The organism is Pseudoalteromonas sp. SG43-1 (assembly GCF_014164415.1).
GTDB classification, from domain to species: domain Bacteria; phylum Pseudomonadota; class Gammaproteobacteria; order Enterobacterales; family Alteromonadaceae; genus Pseudoalteromonas; species Pseudoalteromonas distincta.
Genome location: NZ_JACJFD010000023.1, coordinates 56,366 through 76,773, shown reverse-complemented (window position 1 = coordinate 76,773; position 20,408 = coordinate 56,366). Strand labels below are relative to the sequence as shown.

Sequence of the window (20,408 nt, the reverse complement as noted above, 5' to 3'; positions counted from 1 at the left end):
TTAAAATACAAAAAGAGCCGCTAATTAGCGGCTCTTTTATTTTTAATTTACCTAGTAAATTAAGCGTTTAACGATGCCATATCAATAACAAAGCGGTATCGTACGTCAGATTTTTCCATACGCTCGTATGCCGTGTTAATTTCGTCAATGTTGATCATTTCGCACTCAGGTAGCACGTTATTTTCACCACAAAAGTCGAGCATTTGTTGCGTCTGTGCAATACCACCAATAAGTGAGCCTGCAATACGACGGCGACCCATTAATAATGGCACCGTGCTTAGCTCATCTACAGGACCAACTTGGCCAACAATAACTAATGTACCATCTACATCAAGTAGCGGTGTGTAAATAGATAAATCATGTTTTACAGGGACTGTATCTATAATGACGTCAAAGGCAGATTGCGAGTCTTTCATTTCGTCATCATTAGATGACACTAAATAGTGCTGAGCGCCTAATTTAACCGCATCATCTTTTTTAGACTCACTACGGCCAATTACCGTAACGCTTGCGCCCATTGCAACTGCATTTTTAACGGCCATGTGACCAAGCCCACCTAGACCAACAACACCAACACGGCTACCTTTTTGTACTCCCCACTTATGAAGTGGCGAATACGTAGTAATACCTGCACAAAGTAGCGGTGCAACGCGTGAAAGGTCTAAATTTTCTGGTACAGAAAGTACAAATTCTTCGCGTACAACAACATGCTTAGAATATCCACCTTGGGTCATTTCACCACTAACGCGGTCTTTGCCTGCGTACGTACCAACCATGCCTTCGCGGCAAAATTGCTCTTCGTCGTTATCACATTGATCGCAACTTTGGCACGAATCAACCATACAACCCACAGCAACTGTGTCGCCTTGCTTATATTTTTTAACGTCGCTACCTACCGACATAACTTTACCAACAATTTCGTGCCCAGGTACTAGCGGGTAGTCACTGCCACCCCAATCATTTCGTACGGCGTGTAAATCTGAATGGCACACACCACAGTATAAAATTTCAATTTCTACATCGTTATTTCGCAAATCGCGGCGCTCAAAAGAAAACTCTGTCAATTCAGAACCTTGGCTTTTTGCTGCATATCCTACTGTTTTCATAATAACTCCATAGTGGTTAAAAATTTAAATCATCAACAGCATAGTCCATAGCCCGTGAATAGAACCTGACAATATAAAATAGGCACAAAAAAGCCCAAACAGTGTTTGGGCTCAATCGTTAGTACTAGGGCGCTAAATTTAATTATTTTGCAAGTAAGCTGTTTAGTTCATTAATAATTGAATGAATGCGCTCTGCATTTTTTCCTAAATCACTACGCCCTACTCGCGATTTACTACGAATATCAACAAAACGCTGGCTGCCTTCATCTTTAATACGAATTACCACATCGTCTTTAAAACCAAACCATGTGGTTGTATCAGTAGCTTCTACAATACCTGTAGCCGTGTTTGCACTTACCACTGCAAAACCAAGATTTTTAACTGCTTGTTCGCTTGCTGCCATCAAATCGGCTTTAGATTGTGCAAAGCTTAACGTTGCCAGTTCAGGGTATGCTTTGCGTTGCTGTACTGCCGTTTCTTCACCTGCGTACTCTACTGGATTTGGTGCTTCAGCACGCAGTGGCGCAATTGCTACAAATTTTGGTGGGTTAACTAAATCTGTTGAAATATCATGAATTGCCGGTACGCTTTTAGCTTTGTTCATCATGTTAAGTGGCATAGCAATAGCCACAACCGAAAACACAAGCGCAATAACACCACTGCTTAGCGTTAACGTTTTACGCATAAATAACGCTTGTACTATAAGTAGCACCAATGCAGCGCCACCAGCGTAAACACCAAATTTAAAACCAGCAAACGCAGTTCCTAGCTCTACAATACCAAATTTATACAAAGGCCCCGGCAGTATGACGAGTAAAAAGGCGATTAGACTAACTAAGCTCACTAAAACTTTCATTTTATGATTCCTATATTGTGTGATTTTTTATTATTAAAACAATTAAGCACTATTAAACAGTAGCTTATACTACTAACAAGCGCTTTTAGATTACTATTAGCGACTAATTACACAAAAAAGTCCAATGTTGTGTGATCAAAGTTACTCAAGTTTGGAAAAATATCAACAAGCTCAGAGCTTGGCACACCAAACCACTGAGCCAATGTGGCAAAGTACTGCTCATTAGCAACACTTGGAATTAAACGCCCGCCACCGGTATCTTGTGCGCCATCCAAATGTTGAGTTAATAGCTCGCCATATATATTGCCGCCTTTTACTGCGCCGCCCATTACTATTTGGTTCCCTGCCCAACCATGGTCAGTGCCATCGCCATTTGAGGTCAACGTGCGACCAAAATCAGACATAGTAAACGTAGTCACTTTATCAGCCATATCAAGCTCTTTCATCGCACTATCAAATTCACTTAACCCTTGAGCTAACGTATTTAATAAAGCAGGGTGCGTTGTTAATTGGTTGTCGTGGGTATCATACCCCCCCATAGAAACAAAAAAAACTTGGCGTTGAGTACTCAACTTTGCCTGTACGCTAATTGTTTTAGCGACTGCGGCAAATTGCTCACTAAGGCTATTATCGCTAAATGGAGTAATAAGTGCAGGCGCGCTTTCTAACGCGCTGTTCATTGCTTGAGTGTTATTTATCGCACTTGTTAAGCCATTGGCATAAGCTGTACTTAACGGATGGCTCGTATTGCCTAGTAAGCGGTTCATAATAGCGGTTACGTGCTCGCTACGAGGTTGATACCCTCCAAACGCGTTTATACTACTAATGCCGCTTTTGTTAAGCGCAAATGCATTGCTAGCACTTCCCGTTTGCCATAAATTAGTACCGTCGAGTGATACATTAGCTGCAAACTCATCTTGTAACTCTAAACGCTCTAAAAGTCGTGCGCCCCACCCGCTATTAAGTGATTGTTTTTCTCGACCATACATCCACGCAGCTTGCTGATCGTTATGCGAAAACAAATGCTTAGGCAAACCTATTGTTTTATTTTTATAGTCATTCAATGTTGTGGGAGCGAGTAAAGTACCTACCCCGCCTATAAATGCTAAATTTTGAGATTCAAACACATTTTGTATCGGTTCAAGTGAAGGATGAATACCTACGCCACCTGCAAACTGGCTTTTAATGCTTAGCTCAAGTGGGCTCTCTACCGCTAGGTTTTGCCTGCTTTGCTTGTACAAACTCCGTTGCTCGCCTTCAAGCGGAACGAGCATATTTAACGAATCATTCCCCCCGTATAAATACACACACACTAATGCTTTATAATCACCTAGCTCAACAGCATTAGTCGCTCCAGTTAATGCTTGTAATTGCAGGCTCGTTAACGCGGCAGCCGATACGCTTCCTTTTACACATAACGACAAAAACTCTCTTCTATTAATGCTCATTATGCGTTCCTAATACTGCACGTTAAATTCAGGTGAAATAGCAATCATATATAATAAATACGAAACCCGTTCACGGTATTGCTCTTCATTAAAATAGGCATCTAAATCAAGTAATGCTTGGCGAGTGTCACTGCTCATTGCGCCTGCAAAATATAGCGTGTTGTACTGAGTTAATAGCGCGCTAACACCGTTTTTCTCTAAAACATTCATGTCGTCTTGAACATAAACATAAATACCATTTGAATTTAAATCACTGTGCGCTTCTGCGGTACTCCACACTAAACTTGCGTAAAGCGCGTTCATGGTGCCAATCAGTGTTGCATCGTTTGCTATTTGTAATTCTGGCGCAACAATACCTTCATTTCGTAAAGCTGCGGTTTGATAATCAGGCCTAAAAAAGTTAAATACCGAAGCCGACTGCATGGGCCCTTGCCCGTAGCTATTTATTAAATTCCATGTTTTATAATAACCCGCTGGCGATTTAGCATCGAGGTTTCGCCAAAACTGTACAGTCTTTAAAATAGGCTCTTTAATTTTACCTTGGTAATTAAGCACTGAGCCAAAATGCCGCGCTTCATCATCTAAATAAATAGCCTTTACTACCGCCGCTAAATCGCCGCGTACACCGGCGCCATTATCAATAAATACATTAGCTACTCGTTCAACGTATTGGGGGGTTGGATTTGACGTAATTAATCGCTGAATAAGTTGCTTAGTAATAAATGGCGCAACATTTTGATGGTTAAATAAATTATCGAGCGCTATTTGCAATGACTCTTCTGCTGTATAACCTTGTGGTATAACCTCGCCATTTAGTAAGGTTTTTTGTTTACTAGAATGGTACTCGTCAAATGCTTCCATTGGTTTAATATAGTCACGACTTTTACGCTTAAATGTTTCACTATCGGCAAACGTCCAACCAGTAAATACGCGTGCAAAACCCTCTATTTCGACCTGTCCGTAAGTAGCAATAGTGTTACCTTGTGCATCAAGCTTGGCGCTGCCATCTAGGTTTAGCTCTTCAAGGCCAATAGTAAATAACTGCATTACTTCACGTGCGTAATTTTCATCTGGGCGAATATTAAGTGCATCGTCTGCTTTTTCGTTACCCAAATGGCTTAAGTAAGTTCCCATAATAGGCGAAAGCGTGACATCTTCGAGTAAGTCACGATAATTACCAAAGGCATGCTTTAGTAGCAAATCGTAATAAGTGATCATGCCCTCAGGTTGCCCTCTTAAGGCACTGTTTTCATCCGACACTACCAATATTTCACTTAACGCAAATGCAACACGTTGACGAAGTTGATCGTCACTTTGCATTACTGCCTTCCACCATGCGTCTATGCGGCTTATGTATTTAAAGTCGTCATCGTCATTTAACTTTACTAAATAATCACGGTGATAATTAATAGGTAGCGCTATTTGTTTATCAAGCCATTGCTGCTCGCTTAAACCTTGTGCGTTTTGTATTTCACTAAGCTTAGGTCCCATTGTTGCTTGGTGTAGTAACCGTGCGGCGCTAATGTCATCCATATTATTACGTGCAGTAAAGCTTAGCGTTTTTACACTGCTTGCCCCTTCGTTATCGGTTGCTGTTACCGAAAAAGCATAATCAACAGGCTTATAACTTTGCGCATTTAGCAGTGTTACTGAAGTAGTTGTTGCCTCTAAAGGCCCACTAATTAGTTCAGGCCCTTGCGTTTGTTGCCACACAACAGATGTAATAGTGCCGTCTTTATCACTGGCTGTTGCTGTTAGCTCAATTGTTTGGCCTTTACTTAATTCACTAGGAATATCAGCGACTGACAAAATGGGGATTTTATTTCCGTTAACGGTTGGCGTATCATCGGAGCCTGAACCACCGCAAGCGCTTAGTATAAAAACCGAGCTTGCGATAAGAGCAAATTTATAATGCATGTAAAGTCGTCATCATTTGTTAATTAAAGTACGTTAGTGTGTACCGAGTTTAATGCATTTATTGAAACACAAAATTTACAATTTAACTCTTTATTTTTTGTAACCGAATCATGAACGCCCCATTAATAATGCGCTAGCAGCTGGGGTAAACAGCCAGAGCTTTATTATTTATGAAAATAGAAATTCGCTATTGTTTTGAATCTTCACAAGTTGCTAACCGATTTTTACACGAGCTCAAAGACTGGCCGGTTAACGATGTAAAAACACGACTTTTTAATGGCGGCGATAGTGTAAAAGTGATATACGAATACGACGAAAGTGGTTTTGATTACACCTCAGCAGAGCTCGACGACCTAGCAGAAAAGCATGGCGGTAAAGAAGTTTAAATTAAGTGATAACAATAACTAAAGGCAATCTAATGAAAAATAAAATGTTAAGTTTATTTACAATAATATGTTTAGCTTTTAGCTTATTAAGCCATGCAGAACTGATTAAAACAAAACCTTTTAGTATTGGTGAAACCTTTACCTTTAAATCAACCACGCTTGAGCAGCAACGCACTATAAACGTTTACTTACCTAATAGTTATGAGCAATCAAGCGATAAACATTACCCTGTTATTTACTTACTCGATGGCTCAAAAGATGAAGACTTTATTCATATTGCAGGACTTGTACAATTTGCCTCTTTTTCGTGGATAAATCATATACCCGAAGCCATTGTTGTGGGTATAGCAAATATCGATCGTAAACACGATTTTACATCACCGAGTAATAATGCCCTCGATTTAAAAGACTTGCCAACGCACGGTGGCTCAAAAAAGTTTATTAGTTTTATAAACGACGAACTACGGCCACTGATCAATAAAACATACCGTACCAACTCAACAAGTACTTTAATTGGTCAATCGTTAGGTGGTTTACTAGCCACCGAAATTTTATTTAATCATCCTGCAATGTTTAATCATTACGTAATAATTAGCCCCAGCTTATGGTGGGCCGATAATGAATTACTGAATGGCCCTTTTGAGCCAACTGCCTTTCCTCAATCGGTTTATATTGGAGTAGGTAAAGAAGGCGAATTAATGGAAGGTTTAGCAAAGCAATTACATAAAAAAGTCACGCCTATTCTGAGTAGTAAAAGCCAAGTGCAATTTGGCTATTTTGAAAACCTAGATCACACTGAAACACTACATTTAGCGATATACGATGCTTTTAAAAAAATGAACTATCGTTCCGAATAGTTAAATATAAATAGTTAAATATAAATAATTTCATATAAAAACGCCAATAATGCACTGCATCATTGGCGTAAAATTATATTGTAACTAACAAAATAAAATTACTCTTCTACAGAAAATTCAACTTTTGATGGAGACGTACTCGCAAGATCCAGTACTTCATAATAATTTAAGCCATCAATTTTTTTACCAATAATAAAGTAATTCACTTCATTCATCATGGTAGGGTCGCCTATTATATCTTCTGCGCTTTGCACGTCAGAAAACTGAATTGCGATTAAAGCGCCTAAAAAGCGCATTGAATCTTGAGTTTTTAATGCCTTTAAAACTTTATTAACTCCTGCCTGAGTTGATTCAGGCGTAGATCCATCAAACCTAAAATCACTTTTTGTACTAGCACATGCACTGAGCATTAATATTGATAGTGCGATAAGTAAACGTTTCATAAATATATCCTTATTTGTTTTATTAGTTATTCGTTTATTCGTTTATTCGTGATACTTGCGGATCATCGCCATTTTGCGGATGAATACCTTTTACATAGTTTTTATAACGAATAGCAAAGCCTGTATCGTTAAACACAAATGTATGAAGCAGTGTGCTTTCAAACAATGTGTGCGCACCTAAGTAAAAACTTATACCTTTGCGCATCTGCTTTTTACCATCTGGAGTACGTGAGTCATCCGGTTGATACGGAATATGTTGATTGCCAATATCATCGGTTAACAATGCAAGGTAAGCCTCAAGCTCTTTAGCACCTGCGTTAGGTACTTATGTGGCGGTCATGGCGTTGTAATAATTCAGTGCAAACAGCTTTAGGTCTAACGGCTCATCGGCACGGGCTGAAAAGCTAAGAAATATAATTTATAGAAAGCTTAGCTTGCACTTCATAACGACTCTTTTTAAAAAAGTATTTTTACTAAAACGACTAAATTTATTAATACATTAATTTTTTAGCGCAGCTTTTCTTGCAAGTTCTTTTATATCTTCATCGATATTGTCATCAAAAGACATTGAATAAATTCTCCAACCTTCTTTCACTTTAAAAAATTGAAATTCAAAACGAATAGGCTGCCTATCGTAGGTTACTAGGTAGGTTACATGAACAAAAAGCTCCCCAACTTTATAATCAGAAACCTTATTAATGAAATTAATTTCACCAACAAGATCATCAAGTGAGGATAGCTGTGTTTTTATCTGTTTTACCTGATCAGGTATCGACGACACATATTTATTACTTGCGTAAATGGAATCAACAGCATCGCTTGTTTTTTCATCAGCGTACAATTCAAAAAATTTATCAACTTCTTCTTGGTAATTGTTAGCACTGACACCCGATGAGAGTAGAAGTAAAGCAGCAAATATTATTTTCATTTTTAACATTCCTTATTGTTTCTAATATAAAAACACACTATTTAAAGTAAATAAAGTTATAAAATACGGCAAATTACATTTTGCTCTTAACTCTATTCGTTGCAACGCTGTTGGCTGGGTCGTCTGGCCAAAAATGTTTAGGGTAGCGGCCTTTCATTTCCTTTTGCACATCGCGGTAACTGCTAGCCCAAAAGTGGGCTAAATCTTGAGTAAGTTGCAGTGAGCGTTTACCCGGCGATAGCAACTCCATAAGTAGTGGCAGTTTACCGTTGGCGAGCATAGGAGTACTGGTCAAGCCGTAAACTTCTTGCATACGCACGTTTAGCTTTGCGGGGCCATCAAGTTGGTATTCTATTTTTATATTTGAGCCACTGGGCACCGTTAAGCGCAGTGGTAACAGTGTTTTTAAAGCGGTTTGCTGTTGCCAATCAAAGCAGTTTTGTAATGCTTCAAAGTAGTTAAACTTTTTAAGCTGCGTGAGCGTTTTAATATCTTCTAAAAATACGCCTAGCCACTGCGCTGCATTTTGAATAAGTTGTTGCTCGTTTATTTGCGGAAATTTATCGGGCATTAAATTACTTGCTAAGCTCATACGTATCAGCAATTGCTGCGCATCAGGTTGCTCGTTAAATAATGCAAAACCATGTTTAGCAAATAAGTTAAGCCACGCTTTAGCACGCTCGCCCTTATCTAGTTTTTGTTTACTAGGCTGGCTAGTGAGCGTTATAGCACCAAGCTTTACTTCATCTTGGTGAATAAAGCGTGCTGATTTTTCATCAAATTCACAACGAGTAAGGTCACTAAATAAATGCGGTAAAAATTCTTGTAACTCAAATGGGTTAAGCGCGGTGGCCGCAAATATACGCCCGCCTTTGTGCCCGCCCATTGTTGCTATGGCTAAGTAGTCGTCATTGTGCCAGTAATCGGTATTTAACTCAGCACCTGCACCATTGGCAAGTAGGTAACCATTACCGCGTTTTTTAGCAATACGATCGGGGTAAGCGAGTGCCACAAGCAAACTTATATAATGCGTATTTAATTCGCTGGTTTCGTCTTTTACTTTTAAGCGGCTTTGCCAATACTTTAACTGTTGTTTAAATACCGGATGCGGACGTTGCTGTTGGCTATGCAGCGCTAAACTCAACTCGTTTGCACTATTTACTCTACTCTCAAGTAATGCCACTAAATAAATAGCGAGCCTAAAAACACCAGGGAGTTGTTCATCAAGTATTTGTGCTTTTAATAGCATATGCGCCAAACGAATATCAGCGCCAAAACCTAACATTTTACTGCCAAGCGGTGTGAGCTTACCTTTGCTATCAATAGCTTCAAGCATGTTAAGTAAATTACTTGCTTGCTCGCCTTGTTGCTCAGTGGGCTTATCAAGTAGGGTTAACTCATCAATACAGGCTCCCCACTGCTTTGCCTCAAGCATAAGTTGGCTTATGTCTGATGTGAGTATTTCGGGATTGTCGTGGCTATTACGTCGCTCAAAGGTTTGCTTTGAGCCAAGCCTATATACAATACCCGGCTCTATTCGCCCTGCACGCCCAGCACGCTGCACAGCAGACGAGCGCGATATACTTTGTGTTATGAGTTCAGTAACCCCTGTTTTTAAATTAAAGGTAGCTGCACGGCGCTTGCCGCTGTCAATTACAATGCGTATGCCTTCAATAGTTAAACTGGTTTCTGCTACATTGGTGGTAAGCACTACTTTGCGCATTTCGTTTGGTGCAGAGGCAATAGCAGCTTGCTGATTAGCTTTATCTTGCTCGCCAAATAGCGTGGCAACTAGGCAGTTACTGGGTAAGTCGGTGAGTGCTTGTTGCACGCGTAGTATCTCAAATTGCCCAGGTAAAAATACCAATGCACTACCTGTTTGCTCATTAAGTGCTTGTTTTATTATGGTAGGAATTGCATCAAGCCAGCGGCTTTCATCTTTTATGGGTATGTATACTTCGTCTATTGGGTAGCTGCGACCATTTGATTGAATTACAGGGCAATCAAAAAATGCTGTGTAACGCTCAGTATCTAGCGTTGCCGACATAAGCATGATGGTTAAATCTTCGCGCAGCGCACTTTGGGTCTCTAAAGCAAAGGCAAGTGAAGTATCGGCTGCAATTGAGCGCTCATGGAATTCATCAAATATCAGTAAATCTATATCGCTTAATTCGGGGTCGTTTTGCAGCATGCGTGTGAGCATGCCTTCGGTGACTATTTCGAGGCGCGTATTAGCGCTTACTTTACTCTCGCCCCTAATCCGCAAGCCTACACTTTGCCCAACACTCTCGTTTTGGCACTTTGCTAAATAACTGGCAATATTACGTGCAGCTAAACGGCGAGGCTCTAGCATTACAATACGTTTAAAATACCCATCGCGCATAAGTTGTAACGGCAACCATGTTGATTTACCCGCACCAGGCGGCGCTTGTAATAACGTAATAGGATTACTTTGTAATGTAGTAACGAGTTGTTGATATATGTCTTGAACCGGCAGCACAGCTATTTACCCTAAATTACTTTGCAGGCATTGTAGCAAAAACCAAAAATAAACGCGCCGCTAAAGCTATGTGGTTATAAAGAGCATCATAATCAGAAATAATTACAGACCGCTCTGTATATTTTTTAAGGATGTGCTCACAGCATTAATCATTACTTGCTCAATAAAAACATAACAATATGATTATAAATGAAAAATAAAAATTTAACTTATTGGTACACGCCTTGCTCCTTTTATACTGAACGTTAATTAAATCTAAGTAAGGAGAAACTTATGAACAGCGATCGTATGAAAGGTAATTGGAACGAACTTAAAGGTAAGGCTCAACAAAAATGGGGCGATCTTACTAACGACGATTTAGACAAAATTGAAGGTAGCCGTACAGAGCTTGTGGGTAAAATCCAGCAGCAGTATGGTAAATCTAAAGAAGAAGCAGAGCGTGAAGTTGATGAGTTTGAAAAAACTCACTAATCGCTAACTTCTAAAAAAACCGCCATTTTGGCGGTTTTTTTGTTTAAGCTGTAGGTTATTTAGCTACGCTTTTAATTGGTTACCAATCGGTAACTGCCTAATACGCTTTCCGCACGCTGCAAAAATAGCATTACATAATGCTGGCGCATAAACTGGTGTAGATGGCTCGCCTACCCCTGCTGGTGGTGCATCACTTTGTACTATTTCAACTTCAACTTCAAGAGGTGAGTCACTCATACGCGGTACGCGATAATCATGAAAGTTACTTTGCTGCACGCGGCCTTTATCAAAGGTAATACCATCGCTGATTGCAGTTGTAATCCCGTAAATAGAGCCACCTTGGGTTTGGTTTATAACGGTGTCGGTGTTTACAACCGTACCCGCATCAATCGCAACCCACGATTTAATTACGTTTAAATCGCCAGCATCCGACACTTCTACTTCAACTACCGTAGCTACGTAAGTTAAAAAGCTTCTGTGTGCTGCTATGCCTAAACCTCGCCCTTTAGGAAGTTCTCGCCCCCATTTACTCATGTCAGCTACTTTTTCAATAACATGGCGCAGTCTGCCAATATCTAAAGGGTAAACCTCTTTATCGCCACCGTAATTATCGTATGTAGCATTTTGCTCTGTTACATCAACAATACGACTCGGACCTATGGTGTCTAGTAAATAGTCTTTTTGGTCGCGACCGGCTTTGTGCGCCGCTTCGCCAATAAATGACTGAATAGCAAAGGCATGAAAAATATTTGATACAGAACGCATCCAACCAATTCGTGCTTTGGCTTGCGCATCACCATTTTCTAACTTCATGTTAGGTGTGTTAATTGGGTTATCGGTAAACCCTAAGCGCAGTTCAAAGCTCCCTGGCGTAGTCGCCCCTTCTGAAAAGGTAGAGGTAATTGGTGAAAACGCGGTGCGGTGCAAATACGATTCTATAGCGCCATTTTTATCTAGCGATGCTTCAATGTGCTGAGCCGAAACTGCATGGTAAAAACCATGTTGTATGTCGTCTTCACGCGTCCATTGCACACGAATAGGCTTGCCTACTTTCATTGAAAGGTAAGCTGCTTCTGCTGAAAAGTCAGGTTTTGACTTGCGCCCAAAGCCGCCTCCTAACATGGTAACGTGAACATTAATTTTGCTCTCATCCATGCCAAGCATTGCCGCCACTGTTTTCATATCGGCTTGTGGATTTTGCGTAGCAGCCCATATATCAACACTGTCTTTGTTGTACATAGCCGTTGCACAAGGCGGCTCCATTGGTGCTTGAGCAAGATGCGGTGCGTAATAATCAGCTACGAGTTTATTGCTCGATTTAGCCAACACGCCCATGGCATCGCCTTTATCACGTATGTTTGCCTGTGGAGTTTGTACTGTGTTTAGTAATGACTTTTTAAATTCTTCTGAATTGTAATCGCCATTTTTGCCATCATCCCACACGACTTTTAATGCTTTACGCCCTTGCCATGCAGCCCATGTGTTTTTAGCTATAATCGCAATGCCACCTTTTGGCTGAAACTGCGGCGCGCCTTTTGGTGCAGGTATTTCAATAACATCTACAACGCCGTTTATCGCTTTTGTAGCACTGGCATTAAATGACTTAACAACACCGCCTACTACCGGCGGGCGTTCAATTATAGCCACTAGCGCTTGTGGTTCGCGTACATCGGCTGCAAATATTGCTTTACCTGTTACTAAATCGGCTAAATCTATGTGCGCCATGCCAGTATTAATGTAGCGCCATTCTTTGCGTGTTTTAAGTGTTAGTTTGTCAGCTTCTGGTGGCGTTATTGTAAGCGCTAAGTCGATTAAATCTTTATAAGTAAGCGATTTACCTGAGCTGTGTGTAACAACGTGTTGATTGGCTGTACAGGTCTGCGGGTCAACTTTCCAATACTTAGCGGCAGCGTGCTGCATCATGTAACGTACACTTGCGCCCATTTCACGCAGGCGTTGCATGTTGTAGCGAATACTGCGCGAGCCATCGGTATTTTGATCGCCATATTTAGGGTCGCCCTTACCCTGAATAACAATAACCTTATCCCACGCGGCTTCCATTTCATCGGCAACTATTTGTGCAATCGCGGTGCGAATTTGCTGACCCATTTCAGAGCGATGGCAGGTTATTTCAACCATGCCGTCTGGGCGCAGTGCAATAAATAAGTTTGCGCGCTTTGCTTGCTCAGATGGCTGCTCTAACACACCCGCGAATGCTCTTGGCGCACTGCCTACAAAATAAGTACCAAGTACCAATGCACCTATTGCACTGGTTTTTAAAAACTTACGGCGGTTTAAATCAAAATATTTGTTATCTTGGCTCATACTTCTTCCCCTTGTTCATTTGGGTCAAAATATTGAACACTCGCCATTGTTTTAGCGGCTGATTTAATTGCTTTATGAATGCGCGGGTATGTACCACAACGGCAAATATTTCCCGACATATTACTTACTATTTCATCGTCGGTTGGGGTTGGGTTTGTAGCTAATAAGCTTGCAGCTTGCATCATTTGACCGCACTGGCAAAAACCACACTGCGGTACTTTATGCTCTATCCATGCTTGTTGTACAGGATGGTCGCCCTGCTCGCTTAACCCTTCAATTGTCGTAATTGAACGCCCTGCTGCTGCCGCTACAGGTAATACACACGAGCGCTGAGCTACCCCATCAATATGCACGGTACACGCACCGCACTGTGCCATACCACAACCAAATTTAGGCCCAGTTAAATTCAATTCATCTCGGAGATACCATAATACTGGCGTTGACGGATCGCCAGAAAACTCATGTTTATTACCATTAATGGTAAGCGTGATCATACTAAACTCCTTGGCAAAGCGCTTTACAGGAGGGTTCCTTGTTGCGCGAGAACTATTTTTAATTACTTACTATTTTATACTTACTACTTTTAGCCTACCACTTAGATCTGTTTTATAAAAATACTAATTATTAGAACGTTTTACTGTTAAAAACAGAACTACATTATCAAGCATACTAAAACATACATTAATGAGTGCTTATAACATCTTCAAATAGTAATCGCTCATCGTCTTTATAAACTTCAAGCCAACCTGGTGGTGATGTATCGCAGCCAATAATGGTTACTTGTAGCACATAACTATAACGACCATTTTTAAACGTATAGTGATGATTCCCGCCGCTGCCCTCAAATGTAATATCGCCATTTAGTAAAACCATATCAGGCTTGTCACTTGGCTTTTTATTAATACCCCACACTGCATAACGGTAATTTCCATCGCCTAAATCATCAACACGAATATGGTAGTTAGCCGTTTTCCAATCGAGTACTGGTTTTTCAAAAGTATTGATACTTGCGTGCAAGGATTGCTTACCTTGTTCGATTAAGCTTTTAGCAAGTGTCTGCTCTTTAGTATTTTGTGTATTTACAGCAATAATTCCACCACTATGTCTGGAATAAAGATTTGAGCCCTTTTGTTATTAAATACGAAATGAAACAAAAGCGAGTAAATCTTTCAAAGCCTTCCCTAAGTAAAGTCCGTCTAAAACCTTATTAAGAGCCTGTTATAACTTCATATTCTGCTCTACTAACATTTGGTACTGCAAAATTAGGAACTATATCTCTAGTATCTGGTATAGCTCTAGTTTCTATCGGAAAGTGCCAAATGTTAAACATATTATTTGGTCTAGTATCATAGGCTAATTGATCCCAACCTAAAATTGAAGCCATTCGAAAAGTGGCTAGTTTTTTTGCCATTTGCATATCAGATTTGGGGTTGAAATATAAAAGATAACCAGTATTAACTGCCCCAGTTAATATATCAACAGCCTGTAAACCCCAATGAAGCTTAGAGTCTTGCATTGATACAAGCTCAATTTTTGAAGATGTTGGTAATTTAGCAAGCATATGATTAGTAATAATTTGAATTACTTCATCTTGTTTGGGGTATTTTGTACTTTTCTGGTCTATGTATACTTTAAAGTTAGCGTTTAAACCTTTACTACTTTGATTTAGAAGTTGATTATACGTTGTGTAAAAAGCCGCTTCTTCATCTCTATGCCATTTATGATAAGGGGCTTTTGATACCGCAATAGCATGGAAAGTACACGGGCTACTTAGTACAAACTTTAAGATATTTAAGCATAAATTAATTTGTCCTGAGCTTTTTCTTATTTTTTCCCACTTTATTTCACCTTGAATCCCACTCGATTTATAAATTTGTTCAATTTTAAAATTGAATTCATCTAAATATTCACTTGGAACATTTAAAATACCGATAGTATAACAAGGTGACCCTTTTGAAATTCCACTTTCATCAGCAAATGATACTACATCGTTCACTTCACTCTCCTTATGCATAAGCATTAAATAGCCTATTGGGTTCAATTTTTGAGGGTCATAACATCCCAAAACTACTTATATTCGCTTGATTAATAATTTCACTAAATAAACTCTTTGTAAACATATGATTATCTAGACAAAAAAAGGACTTTATTATTTTTCACAAAAAACGTTTATTAATGCTATGCGACAAAACCATAATACATCTCTATCTAACTAAACTAATTTAAAAACAAAAAAACGAGCCTAATTAGGCTCGTTTTTGTTCTTTGTGTTTACTGATAGCTCACAACTAAAAACTGACCGCTTCGCTATAACTCCGGATCATACCCCAAGTTAGGCGATAGCCACCTTTCAGCTTCTTCAAGCGTCATATTGGTTCGTTTAGCGTAGTCTTCTACCTGATCCTTTTGCACAGCTGCTACGGCGTAGTATTTAGCCTCAGGGTGTGAAAAGTACCAACCCGAAACAGCAGCACCTGGCCACATGGCGTACGAGCTGGTTAGCTGCATGCCAATGCGTTTTTCGGTGTCGAGCAACTGCCAAATTTTCTTTTTCTCGGTGTGCTCTGGGCACGCAGGGTAACCTGGCGCTGGACGAATACCTTGGTAGTTTTCGCGTATTAGCTCATCGTTTGCTAGGTTTTCGTCTGGTGCAAAACCCCAATACTCTTTACGTACTTTTTCGTGTAGGTATTCTGCAAACGCTTCGGCGAGCCTGTCGGCAACCGCTTTAACCATTATTTTGTTGTAATCGTCTTGCTGTGCGTCAAACGCATTTGCTAAGTCGTCCTCTTCTAGGCCGCCCGTTACTGCAAACGCGCCAAAGTAATCAGGCGTGCCTTTTGGTGCTATGTAGTCGGCTAGGCAATAATTAGCAAAGTCGGTTTTTGCGGTTTGCTGGCGTAAATGGCATGAAGTAGTTAATACTTCTTTGCGTGTTTCGTCGGTGTATATTTCTATGTCATCACCCACGCGGTTAGCCGGGAATAAACCAATTACACCAAGTGGTTGCAAACTGCCTGCTTTTTCAAGGTCGTCTAACATATCGTTAGCGTCTTTAAATAAGCTTTGCGCTTGCTCGCCTACTACTTCATCGTCCATTATGCGCGGGTATTTACCGGCAATTGACCACGTCATAAAGTATGGCGTCCAATCTATGTATTTACGCAAAGTAGCAATTGGTACATTTTTAAACTCGGTCACGCCCAGCTTTTTAGGCACTGGTGGTGTGTAGTTATCCCAATCAAGCTTTGCTGCGTTATCGCGTGCGCGCTGGATTGTAACAGGCTTAGAGCGTGGTTTTTTACGCGCTTGTTGCTCGCGTACTTTTACATATTCAGCTTTAGTTTTAGCTAAAAAGTCAGGTTTAATGTCTTTTGATAGTAAGTTTGAAACCACACCAACTGCACGGCTTGCGTTATTTACATACACAACGCCTTTGTCATATTGCGGCTCAATTTTTACTGCGGTGTGCGCTTTAGAGGTAGTTGCACCACCAATGAGTAGCGGCAGTTCAAAACCACGGCGTTTCATTTCTTTTGCTACGTGTACCATTTCGTCAAGCGATGGGGTAATTAAGCCCGATAAACCAATAATATCGGCTTTTTCGTCGATGGCGGTTTGCAGTATTTTATCGGCAGGTACCATTACGCCTAAATCAATAACTTCATAGTTATTACACTGTAGTACCACGCCTACAATATTTTTACCTATGTCGTGTACGTCGCCTTTTACGGTCGCCATCACTATTTTACCATTGGTTGAGCCTTCTTCTTTTTCGGCTTCAATAAATGGGTCTAGGTAGGCTACGGCTCGTTTCATTACGCGCGCCGATTTAACCACTTGTGGTAAAAACATTTTACCTGCGCCAAATAAATCACCTACCACGTTCATGCCATCCATTAACGGCCCTTCAATTACGTGAATAGGTTTATCGGCAGCAGCGCGGCACTCTTCGGTATCTTCATCTATAAAGGTAGTAATGCCTTTTACAAGCGCGTGCTCAAGGCGTTTTTCAACAGGCCATGTGCGCCATTCTAAATCTTCTACTCGCTCGGCTTGTGCCATACCAGAGTATTTTGGTGCAAGCTCTACTAAACGCTCGCCTGCACCTGGGTCTGTGTTAAGTATTACGTCTTCAACGGCTTTACGAAGCTCCTCTGGGATGTCGTCGTAAACGGCGAGTTGCCCTGCATTTACGATCCCCATATCCATACCCGCTTTTATGGCGTGGTATAAAAATACCGAGTGAATAGCTTCACGTACTGGGTTATTACCTCTAAATGAAAACGATACATTTGACACCCCGCCCGACACTTTACAGTGCGGTAAGTTTTGTTTAATGCGGCGTGTGCCTTCAATAAATTCTACAGCGTAGTTGTCGTGCTCTTCTATACCGGTGGCTACGGCAAATATATTAGGGTCGAATATAATATCTTCTGGTGGAAAACCAATATCTTCTACTAATATTTTGTAGCTGCGGGCACATATTTCATATTTGCGGTCTGCTGTATCAGCTTGTCCGTCAGTATCAAACGCCATTACAACGGCAGCTGCACCAAAGCGTTTTATTATTTTAGCTTGGCGAATAAACGGCTCTTCGCCCTCTTTTAGCGATATAGAGTTAACAATGGCCTTACCTTGAATACACTTTAAGCCTGCTTCTATTACTTCCCATTTAGAGGAGTCGACCATAATGGGTACGCGTGAAATATCAGGCTCTGAGGCTATTAAGTTTAAAAACTTAACCATAGCGGCTTTTGAGTCCAACATGGCTTCGTCCATGTTTATATCAATAACCTGTGCGCCATTTTCTACTTGTTCGCGGGCCACTGTTAGCGCAGCTTCAAAGTCTTCTTCCATGATTAAACGTTTAAACATGGCAGAACCGGTTACATTGGTACGTTCGCCGACATTAGTAAATACTGCTATTTGTTGGGTCATGTTGGCTCCTTAATTTAAGTTACAGGCTTCAAGGCCTGATAAACGCATGCGTACTTCAAGCTCTGGCAGTTGGCGTGGTTTAACGCCTGCTAAACCTTTTGCAAAAGCACGAATATGCGCAGGCGTGGTGCCACAACATCCACCTACTATATTAATAAAGCCCGATTTACCCCAATCGATAATTTCGGCTGCCATTTCAGGCGCTTCTAAGTCGTATTCACCAAACTCATTAGGCAAGCCCGCATTAGGGTGTACCGATGTAAAGGTTTCGCACACGCGCGAAAGCTCTTCTACATATTGGCGCAGTAAATCAGGGCCAAGCGCGCAGTTTAAACCAATCGAAATAGGCTTAATATGGCGAATAGAGTTATAAAATGCTTCGGTTGTTTGCCCAGAAAGCGTACGGCCAGAAGCGTCGGTAATAGTGCCCGAGATCATAACTGGTAATGTGCGCCCTGCTTGCTCAAAGGCTTCTTCTACACCAAACGAGGCGGCTTTTGCATTAAGCGTGTCGAATATAGTTTCGATTAGTATTAAATCGGCGCCGCCTTCCATTAATGCAAGGGTAGACTCTACATACGCAGTAACTAGCTTATCAAAAGTAACGTTTCGGTAACCCGGATCGTTTACGTCTGGCGAAATTGAACACGTTTTAGATGTCGGCCCTAAAACACCGGCTACATAGCGCGGTTTTTCTGGCGTTTTAGCCGTAAATTCATCGCAAATTGCGCGTGCTAATTTAGCCGACTCTAGGTTTATTTCACGGCTTAGGTTTGCCATGTCGTAATCTTCCATCGAAATAGTGGTCGAGTTAAACGTGTTGGTTTCGATAATATCGGCGCCCGCTGATAAAAAACCACGATGAATATCAGTGATTAAGTCGGGCTTGGTTAGGCTTAATAAATCGTTATTACCTTTAATTAATACATGCCAGTCTTTAAAACGCTCTCCGCGATAGTCTTCTTCTTCTAGCTTATGATCTTGGATCATGGTGCCCATTGCGCCATCTAAAATTAAAATGCGTTCTTTTAATGCGGCACTTATTTCGGCTTGCTTATTATTTGTAGGCGCGTTATTCGGCATAGTTGTTAGTCCTCACGTCTTGGCTAACTAAATTAATATCATACGGTGTGGTTTGGTACACGTAGTAATTTAACCAGTTCGAAAAAAGTAAAAAAGCATGGCTTTGCCACGTTTTTGAAGGTTGTTTGGTTGCATCGTCATCCGGAAAGTAATTTTCGGGCTTTGGTGCATTAGGGCTTTTTTTACAATCGCGCTCGTATTCTGCTTTTAGCGAGTCGGCGTCGTACTCTGGGTGGCCGGTTATAAACACTTGGCTACCCGATTTATTTTTAAGTAAGTAAGCCCCTACTCGCTCAGAACCTGCCAGTACAACGAGTTCTTCACAGGCGTTTATTTTATTTATATCAATATGGCCGTAGCGTGAGTGAGGTACCAAAAAGGTATCGTCGAATCCGCGAGTCAGTGCACCGTGATCAAAATAACACTGGTGAGTAAATACGCCACACAGTTTATCGTCTTTTAAATCGCGTTTTAAATTGTAACGGTGATATAACGCTGCATGCGCTGCCCAACAAGAAAATAACGTAGAGGTAACGTGTTGCTCAGCCCAATCAATAATGACCTTTAGCTCATCCCAATACGCTACATCGTCGTATTCTAAATGGGCAAGTGGCGCACCGGTTACTATTAATGCATCGTAATTGTTGTCTTTAACCTCAGAAAAATAACGGTAGAAGGTATCAAGGTGCTCTTCTGAGTTGCTGCTACTGCGGTGAGTGTCGAGGCGCAGTAGTTCTACGTTTACTTGCAAAGGTGAGTTGGCAAGTAAGCGAATAAACTGAACTTCGGTTTCTACTTTATTAGGCATTAAGTTTAAAATAGCCAAACGCATTGGGCGTATTTCTTGCGTTTTTGCACGACTTTTTGGCATTACAAATACGTTTTCTTGACGTAAACGTGCAATTGCCGGCAACTCGTCTTTTACTGTAATTGGCATACTTTACTCCTGCTCATAAAAACCGAGGCTTAATTATGAACTGAAAGTAAAAAATATCAACCTCTAGATGTATAGATGTCCAAATGAAATTTATTCATGATTTTTTTAAGATTTACTAAAAGTTATAGATGAGAGGGAATGCATTTATATTGAAGTACTTTGTTTTAGTGAATTGAAATAGCGCTACTAAAATCAGTAGCGCTATTATAA

The 20,408-nt window shown here is 40.7% G+C and carries 17 protein-coding genes and 1 pseudogene; 3 read left to right on the top strand and 15 right to left on the bottom strand.

Annotated features, from left to right (window positions below):
- Positions 1–59: 59 nt before the first annotated feature.
- From H5159_RS15535 to H5159_RS15520, 4 genes are all read right to left on the bottom strand, one after another.
- Positions 60–1,106, bottom strand: coding sequence for an NAD(P)-dependent alcohol dehydrogenase (locus H5159_RS15535; RefSeq protein WP_182693538.1), 1,047 nt, complete (start codon positions 1,104–1,106; stop codon positions 60–62).
- A 142-nt stretch (positions 1,107–1,248) separates the two neighbouring features.
- Positions 1,249–1,962 (bottom strand): DUF1499 domain-containing protein, encoded by a 714-nt coding sequence (locus H5159_RS15530; protein ID WP_024596009.1) that lies wholly within the window; start codon positions 1,960–1,962, stop codon positions 1,249–1,251.
- Between the two features lie 107 nt (positions 1,963–2,069).
- A complete protein-coding gene (locus tag H5159_RS15525) occupies positions 2,070–3,410 on the bottom strand; it encodes a DUF1501 domain-containing protein (protein WP_076925127.1) in 1,341 nt (446 codons plus the stop codon).
- Positions 3,411–3,419: 9 nt separating this feature from the next.
- Positions 3,420–5,327 (bottom strand): DUF1800 family protein, encoded by a 1,908-nt coding sequence (locus tag H5159_RS15520; protein WP_182780589.1) that lies wholly within the window; start codon positions 5,325–5,327, stop codon positions 3,420–3,422.
- A gap of 170 nt (positions 5,328–5,497) precedes the next feature.
- Between H5159_RS15520 and H5159_RS15515 the strand changes: the two genes are divergently transcribed.
- Both H5159_RS15515 and H5159_RS15510 read left to right on the top strand, forming a co-directional pair.
- Positions 5,498–5,713 carry a hypothetical protein gene (locus tag H5159_RS15515; RefSeq protein WP_182780588.1) on the top strand — a complete coding sequence of 72 codons (216 nt, stop codon included), beginning with the start codon at positions 5,498–5,500 and terminating at the stop codon, positions 5,711–5,713.
- A gap of 32 nt (positions 5,714–5,745) precedes the next feature.
- Positions 5,746–6,570, top strand: coding sequence for an alpha/beta hydrolase (locus H5159_RS15510; RefSeq protein WP_182780587.1), 825 nt, complete (start codon positions 5,746–5,748; stop codon positions 6,568–6,570).
- A 98-nt stretch (positions 6,571–6,668) separates the two neighbouring features.
- Here the strand turns inward: H5159_RS15510 and H5159_RS15505 are convergent, their stop codons facing one another.
- From H5159_RS15505 to hrpB, 4 genes are all read right to left on the bottom strand, one after another.
- The gene (locus tag H5159_RS15505) at positions 6,669–7,013 is read right to left on the bottom strand and encodes a hypothetical protein (RefSeq protein ID WP_182780586.1); all 345 of its coding nucleotides are present in this window, start codon (positions 7,011–7,013) and stop codon (positions 6,669–6,671) included.
- Between the two features lie 34 nt (positions 7,014–7,047).
- Positions 7,048–7,296 (bottom strand): hypothetical protein, encoded by a 249-nt coding sequence (locus H5159_RS21090; RefSeq protein ID WP_259399119.1) that lies wholly within the window; start codon positions 7,294–7,296, stop codon positions 7,048–7,050.
- Positions 7,297–7,512: 216 nt separating this feature from the next.
- On the bottom strand, positions 7,513–7,941 hold the full coding sequence (locus tag H5159_RS15495; RefSeq protein WP_170072028.1) for a hypothetical protein: 429 nt from the start codon (positions 7,939–7,941) through the stop codon (positions 7,513–7,515).
- Between the two features lie 73 nt (positions 7,942–8,014).
- Positions 8,015–10,441, bottom strand: a complete 2,427-nt coding sequence (hrpB, locus tag H5159_RS15490; protein WP_182780585.1) for an ATP-dependent helicase HrpB — start codon at positions 10,439–10,441, stop codon at positions 8,015–8,017.
- 273 nt (positions 10,442–10,714) lie between these two features.
- Between hrpB and H5159_RS15485 the strand changes: the two genes are divergently transcribed.
- Positions 10,715–10,912: a CsbD family protein gene (locus H5159_RS15485; protein WP_008132353.1), complete on the top strand. Its 198-nt coding sequence runs from the start codon at positions 10,715–10,717 to the stop codon at positions 10,910–10,912.
- A 63-nt stretch (positions 10,913–10,975) separates the two neighbouring features.
- Here the strand turns inward: H5159_RS15485 and H5159_RS15480 are convergent, their stop codons facing one another.
- The 7 genes and pseudogenes from H5159_RS15480 to metA form a co-directional block, all read right to left on the bottom strand.
- A complete protein-coding gene (locus H5159_RS15480; protein WP_182780584.1) occupies positions 10,976–13,237 on the bottom strand; it encodes a xanthine dehydrogenase family protein molybdopterin-binding subunit in 2,262 nt (753 codons plus the stop codon).
- Positions 13,234–13,731: a (2Fe-2S)-binding protein gene (locus tag H5159_RS15475; RefSeq protein WP_182734485.1), complete on the bottom strand. Its 498-nt coding sequence runs from the start codon at positions 13,729–13,731 to the stop codon at positions 13,234–13,236. Before H5159_RS15475 ends, H5159_RS15480 begins: the two co-directional genes overlap by 4 nt.
- Positions 13,732–13,918: 187 nt before the next feature.
- A pseudogene (locus H5159_RS15470) lies at positions 13,919–14,335 on the bottom strand (hypothetical protein); the annotation flags it as partial.
- Between the two features lie 109 nt (positions 14,336–14,444).
- Positions 14,445–15,233, bottom strand: coding sequence for a DUF3800 domain-containing protein (locus H5159_RS15465; RefSeq protein ID WP_182734483.1), 789 nt, complete (start codon positions 15,231–15,233; stop codon positions 14,445–14,447).
- A gap of 311 nt (positions 15,234–15,544) precedes the next feature.
- Positions 15,545–18,178, bottom strand: coding sequence for a methionine synthase (gene metH / locus H5159_RS15460; protein ID WP_182780583.1), 2,634 nt, complete (start codon positions 18,176–18,178; stop codon positions 15,545–15,547).
- A gap of 9 nt (positions 18,179–18,187) precedes the next feature.
- A complete protein-coding gene (locus H5159_RS15455) occupies positions 18,188–19,261 on the bottom strand; it encodes a homocysteine S-methyltransferase family protein (RefSeq protein WP_024605362.1) in 1,074 nt (357 codons plus the stop codon).
- Entirely contained in the window at positions 19,251–20,198 is a 948-nt protein-coding gene (gene metA / locus H5159_RS15450) for a homoserine O-succinyltransferase (RefSeq protein WP_002958117.1), read from the bottom strand. Before metA ends, H5159_RS15455 begins: the two co-directional genes overlap by 11 nt.
- Positions 20,199–20,408: the final 210 nt, after the last annotated feature.